General features: G+C 75.4%; 12 protein-coding genes and 1 other RNA gene. 7 read left to right on the forward strand and 6 right to left on the reverse strand.

The window, feature by feature from the left end:
* The first annotated feature begins 82 nt into the window (after positions 1-82).
* Genes ACZ6EJ_RS20670 through ACZ6EJ_RS20680 form a run of 3 tightly spaced genes read left to right on the forward strand, consistent with a single transcriptional unit; the run spans position 83 to position 2,978 of the window.
* Positions 83-919 (forward strand): Nif3-like dinuclear metal center hexameric protein, encoded by an 837-nt coding sequence (locus ACZ6EJ_RS20670; RefSeq protein WP_469268957.1) that lies wholly within the window; start codon positions 83-85, stop codon positions 917-919.
* On the forward strand, positions 916-1,659 hold the full coding sequence (locus ACZ6EJ_RS20675) for a zinc ribbon domain-containing protein (RefSeq protein ID WP_469268977.1): 744 nt from the start codon (positions 916-918) through the stop codon (positions 1,657-1,659). The genes ACZ6EJ_RS20670 and ACZ6EJ_RS20675 overlap by 4 nt, the downstream gene beginning before the upstream one ends.
* Positions 1,659-2,978 carry a bifunctional RNase H/acid phosphatase gene (locus tag ACZ6EJ_RS20680; RefSeq protein ID WP_469268959.1) on the forward strand — a complete coding sequence of 440 codons (1,320 nt, stop codon included), beginning with the start codon at positions 1,659-1,661 and terminating at the stop codon, positions 2,976-2,978. Before ACZ6EJ_RS20675 ends, ACZ6EJ_RS20680 begins: the two co-directional genes overlap by 1 nt.
* A 46-nt stretch (positions 2,979-3,024) precedes the next feature.
* Here the strand turns inward: ACZ6EJ_RS20680 and ACZ6EJ_RS20685 are convergent, their stop codons facing one another.
* Positions 3,025-3,924, reverse strand: coding sequence for a helix-turn-helix domain-containing protein (locus ACZ6EJ_RS20685; RefSeq protein WP_469268961.1), 900 nt, complete (start codon positions 3,922-3,924; stop codon positions 3,025-3,027).
* Between the two features lie 249 nt (positions 3,925-4,173).
* Between ACZ6EJ_RS20685 and ACZ6EJ_RS20690 the strand changes: the two genes are divergently transcribed.
* Entirely contained in the window at positions 4,174-5,064 is an 891-nt protein-coding gene (locus tag ACZ6EJ_RS20690) for an alpha/beta hydrolase (RefSeq protein WP_469268963.1), read from the forward strand.
* 295 nt (positions 5,065-5,359) lie between these two features.
* Here the strand turns inward: ACZ6EJ_RS20690 and eda are convergent, their stop codons facing one another.
* Positions 5,360-6,010, reverse strand: a complete 651-nt coding sequence (eda, locus tag ACZ6EJ_RS20695) for a bifunctional 4-hydroxy-2-oxoglutarate aldolase/2-dehydro-3-deoxy-phosphogluconate aldolase (protein WP_469268965.1) — start codon at positions 6,008-6,010, stop codon at positions 5,360-5,362.
* Positions 6,011-6,083: 73 nt separating this feature from the next.
* A complete protein-coding gene (gene yaaA / locus ACZ6EJ_RS20700; protein ID WP_469268967.1) occupies positions 6,084-6,884 on the reverse strand; it encodes a peroxide stress protein YaaA in 801 nt (266 codons plus the stop codon).
* Between the two features lie 141 nt (positions 6,885-7,025).
* On the opposite strand from yaaA, the gene rnpB reads away from it, so the two are divergent.
* Positions 7,026-7,429: RNase P RNA component class A (gene rnpB / locus ACZ6EJ_RS20705), an RNA gene on the forward strand.
* 143 nt (positions 7,430-7,572) lie between these two features.
* On the opposite strand, the gene ACZ6EJ_RS20710 is transcribed toward rnpB, so the two are convergent.
* Both ACZ6EJ_RS20710 and ACZ6EJ_RS20715 read right to left on the reverse strand, forming a co-directional pair.
* Positions 7,573-8,439, reverse strand: coding sequence for a glycosyltransferase family 2 protein (locus ACZ6EJ_RS20710; protein WP_469268978.1), 867 nt, complete (start codon positions 8,437-8,439; stop codon positions 7,573-7,575).
* Positions 8,440-8,870: 431 nt separating this feature from the next.
* Positions 8,871-10,349 carry an MFS transporter gene (locus ACZ6EJ_RS20715; RefSeq protein ID WP_469268968.1) on the reverse strand — a complete coding sequence of 493 codons (1,479 nt, stop codon included), beginning with the start codon at positions 10,347-10,349 and terminating at the stop codon, positions 8,871-8,873.
* Between the two features lie 112 nt (positions 10,350-10,461).
* On the opposite strand from ACZ6EJ_RS20715, the gene ACZ6EJ_RS20720 reads away from it, so the two are divergent.
* Entirely contained in the window at positions 10,462-11,106 is a 645-nt protein-coding gene (locus tag ACZ6EJ_RS20720) for a TetR/AcrR family transcriptional regulator (RefSeq protein ID WP_469268970.1), read from the forward strand.
* Between the two features lie 109 nt (positions 11,107-11,215).
* Complete coding sequence (locus ACZ6EJ_RS20725) at positions 11,216-12,238, forward strand: hypothetical protein (RefSeq protein ID WP_469268972.1); 1,023 nt, start codon at positions 11,216-11,218, stop codon at positions 12,236-12,238.
* 218 nt (positions 12,239-12,456) lie between these two features.
* On the opposite strand, the gene ACZ6EJ_RS20730 is transcribed toward ACZ6EJ_RS20725, so the two are convergent.
* Positions 12,457-13,311 (reverse strand): PhzF family phenazine biosynthesis protein, encoded by an 855-nt coding sequence (locus ACZ6EJ_RS20730; protein WP_469268973.1) that lies wholly within the window; start codon positions 13,309-13,311, stop codon positions 12,457-12,459.
* Positions 13,312-13,467 lie beyond the last annotated feature (156 nt).

A 13,467-nucleotide genomic window follows, 5' to 3' on the forward strand; every position in this document is an offset into this window, starting at 1 on the left:
GAGCGCGTCCGGCCGCCGGGCCCCGGTGCGGGGCCCGGCGGCCAGGGGCGGCGGGCCACGCCGGACAGGTAGCCTTTCCCCCGTGCCCCGTCTGTCTGAAGTCATCGCCGCCCTCGACGCCCTGTGGCCCCCCGAGCGAGCCGAGGGATGGGACGCGGTGGGGACGGTCTGCGGCGATCCGGACGCGGAGGTCGACCGGGTGCTGTTCGCCGTCGACCCCGTCCAGGAGATCGCGGACGAGGCCCGGCGCCTCGGCGCGCAGCTGATCGTCACCCACCACCCGCTCTATCTGCGCGGGACGACGACGGTCGCCGCCGACACCTTCAAGGGCCGGGTCGTGCACACCTTCATCCAGCACGGCATCGCCCTCCACGTCGCGCACACCAACGCCGACACCGCCGATCCGGGCGTCTCCGACGCCCTGGCCGGCGCGCTCGACCTGCGCGTCACCGGCCCCCTCGTCCCGGACGCCACCGACCCCGCGGGGCGGCGCGGCCTCGGCCGGATCTGCGCACTCGACCACCCCGAGACCCTGGCCGCCTTCGCCGCCCGAGCCGCCGCCCGGCTCCCCGCCACCGCGCAGGGCATCCGGCTGGCCGGGGACCCGGAGGCGCTCGTGCGCACCGTCGCCGTCAGCGGCGGCTCCGGGGACAGCCTCTTCGACGCCGTGCGCGCCGCGGGCGTCGACGCCTTCCTCACCGCCGACCTGCGCCACCACCCGGCGTCCGAGGCCGTGCAGCAGGCGCCGATCGGCCTGGTCGACGCCGCGCACTGGGCCACCGAGCAGCCCTGGTGCGAGCAGGCCGCCGCGCAGCTCGACGAAGTTTCCGACCGCCACGGATGGGACCTGCGGGTCCATGTCTCGAAGCGGGTCACCGACCCCTGGACCACCCACCATTCCTCTGGAGCCCCCAACTGAACGCCGCGCCCGCCGACCAGATCCGACTTCTCGACGTCCAGGCCCTCGACGTACGCCTCGCCCAGCTCTCCCACAAGCGCGACGCGCTGCCCGAGCACGCCGAGATCGACCAGCTCAGCAGCGACCTCGCCCAGTTGCGCGACCTGCTGGTCGCCTCCACCACCGAGGAGAGCGACACCACCCGCGAGCAGACCAAGGCCGAGCAGGACGTCGACCAGGTGCGCCAGCGCGCCGTCCGCGACCAGCAGCGCCTGGACTCCGGTGCGGTCTCCTCGTCCAAGGACCTGGAGAGCCTTCAGCGCGAACTGACCTCCCTCGCCAAGCGCCAGGCCGACCTCGAGGACGTCGTCCTGGAGATCATGGAGCGCCGTGAGGCCGCCCAGGAGCGGGTCGCGGAGCTGACCGAGCGGGTCTCCGCCGTCCAGGCCAAGGTCGACGACGCCACCGCCCGCCGCGACGCCGCCATCGCCGAGCTGGACGCCGAGGCCGCCACGGTGGCCAAGGACCGCCAGGTCGTCGCCGAGGTCATCCCCGCCGACCTGATGAAGCTGTACGACAAGCTCCGCGCCCAGCAGGGCGGCGTCGGCGCGGCCCGCCTCTACCAGCGCCGCTGCGAGGGCTGCCGCCTGGAGCTGAACATCACCGAGGTCAACGACGTGAAGGCCGCCGCCCCCGACACCGTCCTGCGGTGCGAGAACTGCCACCGCATCCTGGTGCGCACGGCGGAGTCGGGCCTGTAATGCCCACCCCCCGCCGACTCGTCGTCGAGGCCGACGGCGGTTCACGGGGCAACCCCGGACCCGCCGGCTACGGCGCCGTCGTCATCGACCCGGCCACCGGCGAGACCCTCGCCGAGGCCGCCGAGCACATCGGCGTGGCGACGAACAACGTCGCCGAGTACCGGGGCCTGATCGCCGGTCTGACCGCCGCGAAGGCGCTGTACCCGGACGCGGGAGAGGACCTGCGGGTCCACGTCCGGATGGACTCCAAGCTGGTGGTCGAGCAGATGTCGGGGCGCTGGAAGATCAAGCACCCCGACATGAAGCCGCTGGCGGCCCGCGCCGCCGCGGTCCTGCCGCCGTCCTCCGTCACGTACGAGTGGATCCCGCGCGCGCAGAACAAGCACGCGGACCGGCTCGCCAACGAGGCGATGGACGCGGGCCGCGACGGCAGGCGGTGGGAGGCGTCCGCCTCGACGGCCGCCCTGGACGCCCCGGCGCGCACCGCGCCCGCCGGGCCGCCCGCCCAGGGCCCGCCCGGCGACGCCGCCGCGGGCGCGGCGAAGGCCCGCGCCGCCCTGGCGGCGGCCCGAGCCGCGTCGTCGGCGGCCGAGCCCGCGGCCGACGTCTCCGCGCGCACGGCCGGCGCGTCGGCGTCCGTGCCCGAGCCCACGACCGTGCCGCAGGTCGGCTGGGGTCCGGCCCCCGACCTCGGGGCCCCCGCGACCCTCCTCCTGCTCCGGCACGGCGAGACCGCCCTCACCCCCCAGAAACGGTTCTCCGGGAGCGGCGGCGCCGACCCCGCACTCTCCGACGCCGGCCGCCGCCAGGCCGAGCGGGCCGCCGAGCACTTCGCCGCCCTGGGCGCTGTCCAGGAGATCGTCAGCTCCCCGCTGCGCCGCTGCCGCGAGACCGCCGACGCCGTCGCCGCCCGCCTGGGCCTGGACGTCCGCACCGAACCGGGCCTGCGCGAGACGGACTTCGGCGCGTGGGAGGGCCTGACCTTCGGGGAGGTGCGGGAGCGGTACGCCGACGACCTCACCGCCTGGCTGGCCGACCCGGACACCGCCCCGACCGGCGGCGGCGAGAGCTTCACCGAGGTCGCCGACCGGGTCGCCGCGGCACGGGACCGGATCGTCGCCCGCTGCGCCGGCCGCACCGTGCTGCTGGTCACCCACGTGACCCCGATCAAGACGCTCGTCCGGCTCGCCCTGGAGGCCCCGGCGCGGTCGCTGTTCCGCATGGAGCTGTCGGCGGCCTCGATCTCGGAGGTCGCGTACTACGGGGACGGCAACGCCTCCGTACGCCTGCTCAACGGCACCTCGCACCTGCGCGGGTGAGGACCGGGCCCCGCCCGCCGTGCCGGGGGCGGGGCCGCGCCGCGGCTCAGGGGGACCGGCGGGAGGCCGCGGGGCCCGTACGGGGGCTGCCGCCGGGCGGTGCGGGCGCGGCGCCCGTCGTCGCCCAGGAGGCCAGGATGCGCAGGCCGTCGTGGGACGGGGTGCCGGGCTCGGCGGTCCAGACGACCAGATGCTGGTCCGGGTCGTGGGCGCAGGCGAGGGAGTCCCAGTCGAGCGCCAGGTCGCCGGTGACCGGGTGGCGCAGGACCTTGGCGCCCCGCGTCCGGGCGGCGACGTGGTGTTCGCCCCACCAGCGGCGGAAATCCGCGTCCTTTATCGAGAGTTCGCCGACGAGCGCCGCCATGCGGGGATCGTCCGCATCGCGTCCCGCTTCCATGCGGAGCATCGCCACGCACGCGCGGGCGGTGCCCTCCCAGTCCGCGTGGATCTCCCTCATGACCGGGTCGGAGAAGACCAGCCACGCGTAATTCCGCTGTTTTCGCGGAAGCGCCGAGAAATCGGTGAGCAGTGCGGCGGCCATCGGATTCCAGGCGAGCACGTCCATACGGCGGCCGAGTACGAGGGCCGGGCTGACGGGCAGTTCGTCGAGCAGCCGCCGCAACTGGGGGTGTACTTTCTGGGCGCTCTGCCGGCGGGTTCTCGGAGCGTCCTTCCCGGCCAGCTCGAAGAGGTACGCGCGCTCCTCCTCGTTCAGGTCGAGCACGCGGGCGAGCGCGGTCAGGACCGGCGCGGACGCCTGCCTGCGGCCCTGCTCCAGCCGGGTGTAGTAGTCGGTGCTGATCGAGACGAGCAGCGCCACCTCCTCGCGGCGCAGCCCCTCGACCCGGCGGGCCGCCCCGGTCTCCGGAAGCCCGGCGGCCCGGGGGGAGACCTCGGCGCGGCGGGCCTTCAGGAATTCCCCCAACGCGTTCGCATCGCTGCTCATGAAGACCAGTGTGCCAGCGGGCGCCACCGGGGAGAGGGGGCCAATCCTGTCCCCGGACCGCCTTGTCCGGGGACGTGCCCGGCCCATTGTGGAGGGTGCAAACCCCATGCGACGGTGCATGGGGTCGCCGATGGGACCCGGATTCCGCCTCCGGGAGAGCGGACCGCATTGAGGAGGATTTCCCGTCCTCTTTCCGGTCCCCGGCGCACCCTCATGGAACATTCCCTTGTAGAGAAAAAGGCGAAGGAAATGAAGACGGACGTCACCTTTCCCAGCAGCGGCATGAACCTGGCCGGACACCTCTACGCCCCCGACGGCCGCGCCGGGGGCGAGCGCCTCCCGGCCGTCGTGATCGGCCACCCGACGACCGGGGTGAAGGAGCAGGCCCCCGCCTCGTACGCGCCGGGCCTGGCGGAGGCGGGTTATCTGGTGCTCGCCTTCGACGCCGCCCACCAGGGCGAGAGCGAGGGCCTGCCGCGTGCGCTGGAGGACCCGTTCCAGCGTGCCGAGGACTTCCGCAACGCCGTCACGTACCTGACGACCCGCGCGGACGTCGACCCGGAGCGCATCGGCGTGCTCGGCATCTGCGGCTCCGGCGGCTATGCCCCGTACGCCGCGCAGACCGACCACCGCATGAAGGCCGTGGCCACCGTCAGCGCCGCCGACGTGCCGACCTTCCTCCGGAGCGCCGACCCCGAGGGCTTCCGGAAGCTCGTCGAGGAGGCCGGCCGGGCCCGCACCGAGGAGGCCGCCGGGCAGCCGGTCCGCCTGGTCCCCGTGCTGCCCGACACGGTCGACGGCAGCACCCCGGCGCCCGTACGCGAGTTCCACGACTACTACAAGACGCCCCGCGCCCGGCACCCGCGCTCCATCGGGGCGTACGCGCTGCGCAGCGCCGACCTGCTGGACCAGTTCGACTCCTACGCCGAGGTCCACAAGATCGCCCCGCGCCCGCTCCTGATGATCGCCGGCTCCGAGGCCGAGACGCTGCCCTTCAGCCGGGGGGCGGTGGAGAAGGCCGGTGACACCGCCGAGCTCTTCCTCGTCGAGGGCGCCACGCACGTGGACCTGTACGACCGGGACGAGGCCGTGGCCCCGGCCGTCGCCAAGCTGGTCGACTTCTTCGGCAAGCACCTCTGACCGCCGCGGTGGGGCGCGCGCCGACCGCGGGCGCACCCCGCGGGGCCGCCTGCCGTGAACCCGCGGGCGTGCCGCCCTCGACCGGGAGGACGGGCCCGCGGGTTGACGTCCTGCGCGCCGGTGGACCGCCTCACCCCGTGACGCGGCAGCCGGGCGTACGACCGCCGGGTCCCGCCCCGGACCGCGGGCGCGGGACGTACGGGGGCGCGGGGGGGCCGGCCCGTGCGCGCGCACGGGCCGAGACCCGCCCCGGACCGCGGCCCCGGAACGGGAGCGTACGGGGAGGCTCCGCGCCCTACGCGGCGAGCGCCGCCGCCTCGGCGGCCAGGCGGGCCACCCGGTCCCAGTCCTTGGCCGCGATCGCGTCGCCCGGAACCATCCAACTTCCGCCCACACAACCGACGTTGGGCAGGGCGAGGTAGGACGGGGCGGAGGCGAGCGAGATGCCGCCGGTCGGGCAGAAGCGGGCCTGGGGGAGCGGCGCGGACAGGGCCTTGAGGTAGGCCGTGCCGCCCGCCGCCTCGGCCGGGAAGAACTTCATCTCGCGCACCCCGCGCTCCAGCAGGGCCACCACCTCGGAGGTCGTCGAGACCCCCGGCAGGAACGGCACCCCGGACGCCTTCATCGCGTCGAGCAGCGCGTCCGTCCACCCCGGACTGACCAGGAAGCGGGCGCCGGCGGCGACCGTGTCGCGCACGTGCTCGGGCGTGATCACCGTGCCCGCGCCGACCACCGCGCCCGGCGCCTCGGCGGCGATGGCCCGGATCGCCTCCCGCGCGGCGGGCGTCCGCAGCGTCACCTCGATCGCCGGGAGGCCGCCCGCCACCAGCGCCCGCGCCAGCGGCACCGCGTCGGCCGCGTCATGCAGCACGACGACGGGGATGACGGGGGCGAGGTCCAGCACGGAGGCGTCGGACGGGGCGGAGGGCGACGAGGAGGAGGTCATGGGCCCATCCTGCCGCGCGCCCAGCGGTATCTGCAACGACCGTTGCGCAGGGTGCAATGGATCGAGGGTCGGGTCAGTGGATCTCCGTCACCACCACGTCGAGCGTCCAGGGCCGCCCGGCCCGTGCGGGGGCCTCGGCCTCGACCACGTACCCGAGGTCCCGCAACGCCTCCGCCAACCGCGCCGGGTCCTTCGGCCGGGCCCCCGCCAGCAGCAGGTCGCGCACCATCCGGCCCTTGGTCGCCTTGTTGAAGTGGCTCACCACGGACCGCTTCTCCACCCCGTCCACCCACTGCGCGTGGAGCACCCGCACGCTCGCCGTCCGCGCGGCCACCTCGCCCTTCGGCTTCCAGGCGGCGGCGTACGCGGAGGACCGCAGGTCCAGGACGAGCCCGCTCCCGGCGGCCTCGGGCAGCACGGTCTCCATCGGTGCGCGCCAGTACGCGCCGAGCGCACCGAGGCCGGGCAGCCTCACCCCCATCGAGCAGCGGTACGGGGGAATCCGGTCACCGATCCGGACCGCGCCCCACAGCCCGGAGAAGACGAGCAGCGACGCGCTCGCCCGCCGCCGCGCGGCCGCGTCCAGCGAGGCCAGGTCCAGCGCGTCGTACAGCACGCCGGTGTACAGCTCCCCGGCCGGGCGGGCCCCGGCGGTGCGCAGCCCGGCGTTCTTGGCGACCTCGCCCCGCAGCCCCACGCTCAGGCCGAGCACCTCGCGGGCCTTCTCCTCGTCGCCCCGGCAGAGCTCCTCCAGCTCCTCCAGCACCGCCGCGCGGGCCGGAGCGAGACCCGGCAACGACAGCGCCTCCGGCTTCAGGGGCGCCCCGCGCCCCGAGGCGGCCTTCCCCTCGGAGGGCGGCAACAGCACGAGCACGGGGCTTCTCCTTCGTACGCACGACACGGGCGACGGCGACCCCGGTCTGCGCACGAGGTCCCCGGCAAGGGTACGGCGAGGGCGCCCACCGGCCGGGGGACCGCCGGGCGGGCGGCCCGGTAGGATGGGCGGCACGGCAGACGAGCCGGGCGGACGGCCGCGTGAGGATCCTTCGGGACCCTCCCGAGGAACGTCCGGGCTCCACAGGGCAGGGTGGTGGCTAACGGCCACCCGGGGTGACCCGCGGGACAGTGCCACAGAAAACAGACCGCCCGAGACCTCGGTCTCGGGTAAGGGTGAAACGGTGGTGTAAGAGACCACCAGCGCCTGAGGTGACTCAGGCGGCTAGGTAAACCCCACCCGGAGCAAGGTCAAGAGGGGCCGTCCCAGGACGGCCCTGCGCGAACGTTCGAGGGCTGCCCGCCCGAGTTCGCGGGTAGACCGCAGGAGGCCGGCAGCAATGCCGGTCCTAGATGGATGGCCGTCTCCCCGGCCGCCGCGAGGCGACCGGGCGACAGAACCCGGCGTACAGCCCGACTCGTCTGCCGCTCAGGGCCTCTGATCAGCGAAAGCGCTGGTCATGGGCTCTTTTTCGTGCGCCGACCCAGGACTCCGTGTCGCGCGGGGGCCTGCTGCTCCACTCGCGGGCCGGAGGCGCATCAGTGGGCGCCGCCGGACGGTGGTCGGGTCAGATGACCGGCGGGCGGCCCAGCCTCGTCATGCGCCACACCGTGGACCAGCGCATCGGGCTGCGTTCGCCGCAGGGGGTGCGGACGCCCTCGGCGAAGCCGGCCGCCCAGGCGCGCAGGCCCTTCGCGGAGCGGGTGCGGGCGAGGGTGAGCAGGGTCCAGGTGCCGAGGTAGGCGGGGACCAGAGGGAGGGGGAGGTTGCGGCGGGCCAGCCAGACGCGGTTGCGGGCGGTCATCCGGTAGTACACCGCGTGGCGGGCCGGGGACGTCTTCGGGTGCTGGAGCAGCAGCTCCGGTTCGTACAGCACCTTCCAGCCGGCGTCCAGCGCCCGCCAGGCGAGGTCCGTCTCCTCGTGGGTGAAGAAGAACTGCGCGGGCCACAGGCCGGTCTCCGCCAGCATCTCCATGGAGAACGCGTGGCCGCCGCCGAGGAACGCGGTGACCGGGCCGCCGCGCATCGGGTCGCCCGCCCGCAGCCGGGGCACGTGGCGGCGCTGCGTCTCGCCGTGCTCGTCGGCGATCCGGAAGCCGAGGATGCCCAGCCGGTCGTCGGCGGCGAAGTGCTCCCGGACCCGGCGGAAGACGTCCTTGTCGACCAGGAGCCCGTCGTCGTCCAGCTCGATCACCACGTCCACGTCGCCGATCTCCGCGAGCTCGCGCAGTCCGGCGTTCCGTCCGCCGGGGCAGCCGAGGTTCTCGGGCAGCTCGATGAGGGTCACCCCGCCGTCGAGGTCGTCCAGGCCGGGGAAGGCGGTGTAGTCCGGGAGGGCCGTGCCGTTGCCGATGACCACGAGCCGGGTGGGCCGGACGTCCTGCGAGGCGACCGACGCGAGCAGCGCTTCGACCGCCTGGGGGCGGTCCCCCATGGTCACGATGGATACGCCGATGCGTGGGGCGGACGACAAGATCGGTACTCCTGGTTCGGCGGCGACGGCCGCGCGGTGCAGTGCTCCGTGACGCTTTTCGGCGCGATCCGGTTGCTCCGCCGCGCGGTGCGGCACCGTGCGATACGGTGCCCGCGATCGTAACGCCTCGCTGTTCAGATCGCCGTCGCCGTCCGGTCACGCGCGGGTCGCTCGGTGTTCAGCGGCGCGTACGCGGTTGTGTGCCGCCGCCGGTCGCCCTGGCCGGTTCCGGCCGCCCGCCCCGGTCGGATCCGGGCCGGCCCGTCGCGGTCGTACGCCCGTCTCCTCGCCGGCGCCGGACCGCCTCATCCGCGGTCGTACTCCCGCCTGCCCGCCGGTGCCGGACCCGCCTCACCGCTGTCGCGCGCCCCGTCCCCCGCCCGCGGCTCCGCTCACCTCGTGCTCGGCGTCCGCTCTCCCGCGCCCAGGAAGCGGCCCGCGACCAGCGCGCCCGCGAGGACCAGGGCGGAGTTCACCAGGATGGCGGTGGTGACCCCGGACAGAACCGCCTCCGGTCCGGTCGCGGCCCCCATCCGGGCGGTGACGACCGCGCTCATCACCGGGATGCCGAGGGCGATGCCGACCTGCTGGGTCATCGTCGCGAGCCCGGTGGCCCGCCCCTGCTCCTCGTCCGGCAGCCCCGAGGTGGCCGTGACCATGAAGCCGACGATCATCAGCATATTGCCGACGCCCCCGACGAAGGTGGCCGCCAGCAGCAGCCAGATCCAGGCCCCGGAGCCGCCCAGCGCCACCAGGGAGAGCGTGGCCAGGGCCTGGACGACGCCGCCCAGCACGATGGTGCGCCGGCTGCCGAACCGGCCCGTCGCCCGGCCGCCGAGGACGCCCCCGAGGACGGTCCCGGCGCCGAGGACGCCGAAGGCGAGGCCGGTGGCGAGCGCGGTGTAGCCGAGGACTTCCTGGAGGTAGAGGGTGAGCAGGAAGACCAGTGAGGTCTCCGTCACGAAGGCGATCAGCCCGGCGGCGTTCCCCCACACGACGCTGCGGCGCTTCAGGACGTGCATCGGGACGAGGGGCGCGGCGGCCCGCCGTTCGATGCGGACGAACGCCGCCAGGAGGAGGGCCCCGGCGAGCAGGGGGGCGAGGGCGGAGGGGGCGGTCCAGCCGGTCTCCCCGGCTCGGGTGAGCCCGAGGACGAGGAGGAGCAGCCCGCCCGTGACGGTGACGGCGCCGGGCACGTCGAGTTTCGGCCGCCGTTCGGGGCGGGAGTCGCTGATGGCGGACGGCGCCAGGAGCACGACGAGCGCGGCGACCGGTACGTTGACGAAGAAGGCCCAGCGCCACGAGAGCAGGTCCGTCAGCAGCCCGCCGAGGATCGCCCCGGCGGTGAACCCGGCCGACATGAGGGCCCCGTTGAGTCCCAGCGCGCGGTCGCGCAGCGGCCCCTCCCGGAACGCGGTGGTCAGCAGGGCGAGGCCGGCCGGGGTGACGGCCGCGGTGGCCAGACCTTGCAGCACCCTCGCGGTCAGCAGGACCTCGGGGGTGGTGGCGAGCCCGCCGAGCGCGGAGGAGAGGCCGAGGACGGCCATTCCGCCGAGGAACACGTTCTTGCGGCCGACGAGGTCCGCCACGCGCCCGAAGAGCAGCGTGAATCCGGCGGCGGCGAGCGCGAAGGACGTGGCGATCCACTGGAGGTGGGCGAGGGGGAAGCCGAGTCCTTCCCCGACGACGGGCAGCGCCACGTTCAGGATCGAGAAGTCCACCGCGATCATGAACTGCGAGCCGAGCAGCAGGGTGAGCACGAGTTTCTGCCGACCGGTCATGCGGGGACCGGGGGCCTCGGCGTCCGCCGGGGCTTCGGGGGCGTAGGGGACGGGAGGCGCGGGATCAGGGGCGGTGCACGGTGCGGACATGGCGGAGGATGCCTTCCTGGGCGGGATGCCGAGACGTTAATGGTCCTGTGGTTCCATTAAGGTGGGAGCACCGTAACAGCTTGGGCGTCATTAATGGAACAGGAGTCCCGTTATGGGTGCTGAGGGTGCAGAGCGCGTCGACGGCGGGGGTGTTGGCGGTACGGAGCCGGGGACCGTGCGCCCCGGCGGCCGTACCGCGCGCGTGCGGGAGGCGGTGCTGCGCGCGGCCGGTGACGTACTGGCCGAACAGGGGTTCGATCGACTTGACCTGGCCGACGTCGCGCGCCGGGCCGAGGTCGGCAAGACGACCGTCTACCGCCGCTGGTCCACCCCCGCCGGACTGGTGGCCGACCTGCTGGCGGACATGGCCGAGCAGTCGCTGCCCCGGACGGACACCGGCTCACTGGCGGAGGACCTCCGGGCCAACGCCCGCCTCGTGGTCCGCACCCTGACCGATCCGCGCCAGGGAGCCCTCTTCGCGGCCGTCATCGCGGCGGCCACCTGCGACCCCCGGACCGCCGAGGCCCTGCACCGCTTCTACGCGGTGCGCGTCGACGCGTGGGCGGGGTGCGTCACAGCGGCCGTCGAACGCGGCGAGCTGCCCGCCGGGACCGACCCGGCGGAGACGGTCATGGCCGTCTCCGCACCCCTGTACTACCGGCTGCTGGCCAGTGGCGCCCCGTTGGACGAGGCCGCCGCCGACCGCGCCGCCGCCGCGGCCGTCGCCGCCGCCCGCGCCGGGGTGTTCGTCCGGTGAGGCGGGCGGGAGCGGCGAGGGGAGGTGGCCGGGGCAGCGCCGCGGCGGGGTGGGCGTCGTCGGGAGACCGCGTTCACGGTGGAGCGCGGCGCGTCGATAAAGTGCGGGAATGATATTCGGTAGAGCCGGGTTCGGAGGCGCGGTCGCGGACTTCGAGGCCGCCGTGGTCGCGCGGGACGCCAAGCGGTCCGGTAGGGCGTTCGCCCGGTTGCAGGACACCTTCGGGCAGGCCAAGGAGGCGGAGCTGCTGGCCGGCGGGGTGCGGCTCGCCGCCGTCCTGGAGCAGACGCCGCCCATGCCGCGGGCCGTCGTCGCCGCCCTCGTCGGGGCCTGCGTCGAGCGCGGCGCGGACGCCGGGCGCTGTGCGCCGGGGGTGCTGGCCGGACTCCGGGCGGCGCTGGAGCAGGCCGTGGCGTTCACCGAGGCGTGGGCCGGGACCGGGGGCGGCCCCCTGCCCGTCCCGAGCGGCGACGAGCCCGACGAGGACGTGGTGAAGCGGGCCGGTTTCGAGGCGGCCGTCGGCTGGTGGACGCTGCGGCAGTGGGAGATGGCCGCCGTCGCGGTGCTGAACGACCCCGAGGTGCGCCGGGGGACCGGCGACCGCGACGCGCTGCTGCGGCGGTTGCGCGTGGTGGAGGAGGCGTCGGGCGCGGAGTTCGCGGACCTGTCCCACGCCCTGCGGGTGCTGGACGACGAACCGCTCGTGGCCCTCCACCGGGCGACCGGCACCGGCTACCTGCTCCGCATCTCCGGCATCGGGGACACCTTCCAACTGCACACCCTGCTCGCCGACACCCTCGTCGGCGGCGGCCACGTCGAGGGCCGCGCCCCCTCGCCCCAGGAGGCGGCCGTGTGCCGGGAGACTCCGGGCCAGGTGGACACCGTGGGCTCCTTCGACCTGACGGCCCCGGACGGCAGCCCGATCCGGAACGAGGGCGTCCCGGCCGACATCCCCCGCGTCGACGGCGTACGCCTGCTGGTGCTGGACGCGCCGTCCTGCCGGCGGTCCTGGCCCGCGGGCCGCGTCCTCCCCGGAATGCGCGGCGAGGTCCTGCTGGAGCGCGTCCTCGACCCGGAGGAGACCGAGCACTGGTACGCCCGCGTCTCCTCGGCCGGGGGGCCCGCCGGCTGACCGGCGCCCCACCGACCGGGCGCCGTGCCCCATCGACCGGGCGCCGCGTCCCACCGACCGGGCGCCGCGCCCCACCGCTCAAGCGCGACGCCGACCGGCCGCCCCACCCGCACCGGCCGCCCCGCCCGCACCACCGCCAGAACCGGCCCCACCGCCACCCCTCGTACCGCCGCGGCCACCGCCGCCCCCGGCGCGGCGACCGCCCCCGCCCCCGGCCGTCAGCCGATCCGGACGCCCGTTCCGCTCACCCGCACCCGCGGGTCGCCCGCGCGCAGCTCGACCGTGAGGACGCCGGGGCGGCCCATGTCCGCCCCTTGGTGCAGGGTGAGCACGGCCGCCTCCGGTACGAGGCCCTGTTCGCGGGCGTACGCGCCGAAGGCGGCCGCCGCCGAGCCCGTCGCCGGGTCCTCGACCACCCCGCCCACCGGGAACGGGTCGCGTACGTGGAAGACGTCCGGCCCTTCGCGCCAGACCAGTTGCAGGGTGGTCAGGTCGAGCCGGTGCATGAGCGCTTCGAGCCGGGCGAAGGCGTAGTCCAGGTCCGCCAGCCGCTCGCGCGTCGCCGCGGCCAGCACCAGGTGGCGGGCCCCCGCGTACGCGATCCGGGGCGGCAGGGCCGGGTCCAGGTCGGCGGCCGCCCAGTCCAGCGCGGCCAGCGCCTCCGCCAGGTCCGCCGCGTCGACCTCCGCGACGTACGGGGTCACGCTGGTCAGCGTGGCGCGCAGTTCGCCGCGCTCGCGGACGACGTCGACCGGCACCGTGCCGGCGACCGTGGTGAACACCAGTCCGCCCGGTCCGTCCCGTTCGGCCAGGGCGAGCGCGGTGGCGACCGTGGCGTGGCCGCAGAAGGGGACCTCGGCCTTCGGGCTGAAGTAGCGGATCGTGTAGGCCCCTTCGCCGGTCCGCTCCGTGAGGAACGCCGACTCGCTGTAGCCCAGCTCCGCCGCGACGGTCCGCATGTGCGGCTCGTCCCACCCCGAGGCGTCCAGGACGACGCCCGCGGGATTGCCGCCGGCGGGGTCGTCGGAGAAGGCGGTGTAGCGCAGTACGCGGGGCTCGCGGTCAGGTGCCATGCAGCACCCCAACCCGCGCGCGCCCCGTGTCATTCCCGGCCCGCCCCCGGCGTGGGGGGGGGGGGGGGGGGGGGGGGGGGGGGGAGCAGGGGGAGGGGGGGGGGGGGGGGGGGGGGGGGAGGGGGGGGGGGGGGGGGGGGGGGGTGGGGGGGGGTG

The sequence above is a fragment of the Streptomyces sp. NPDC041970 genome (genome assembly GCF_055588985.1).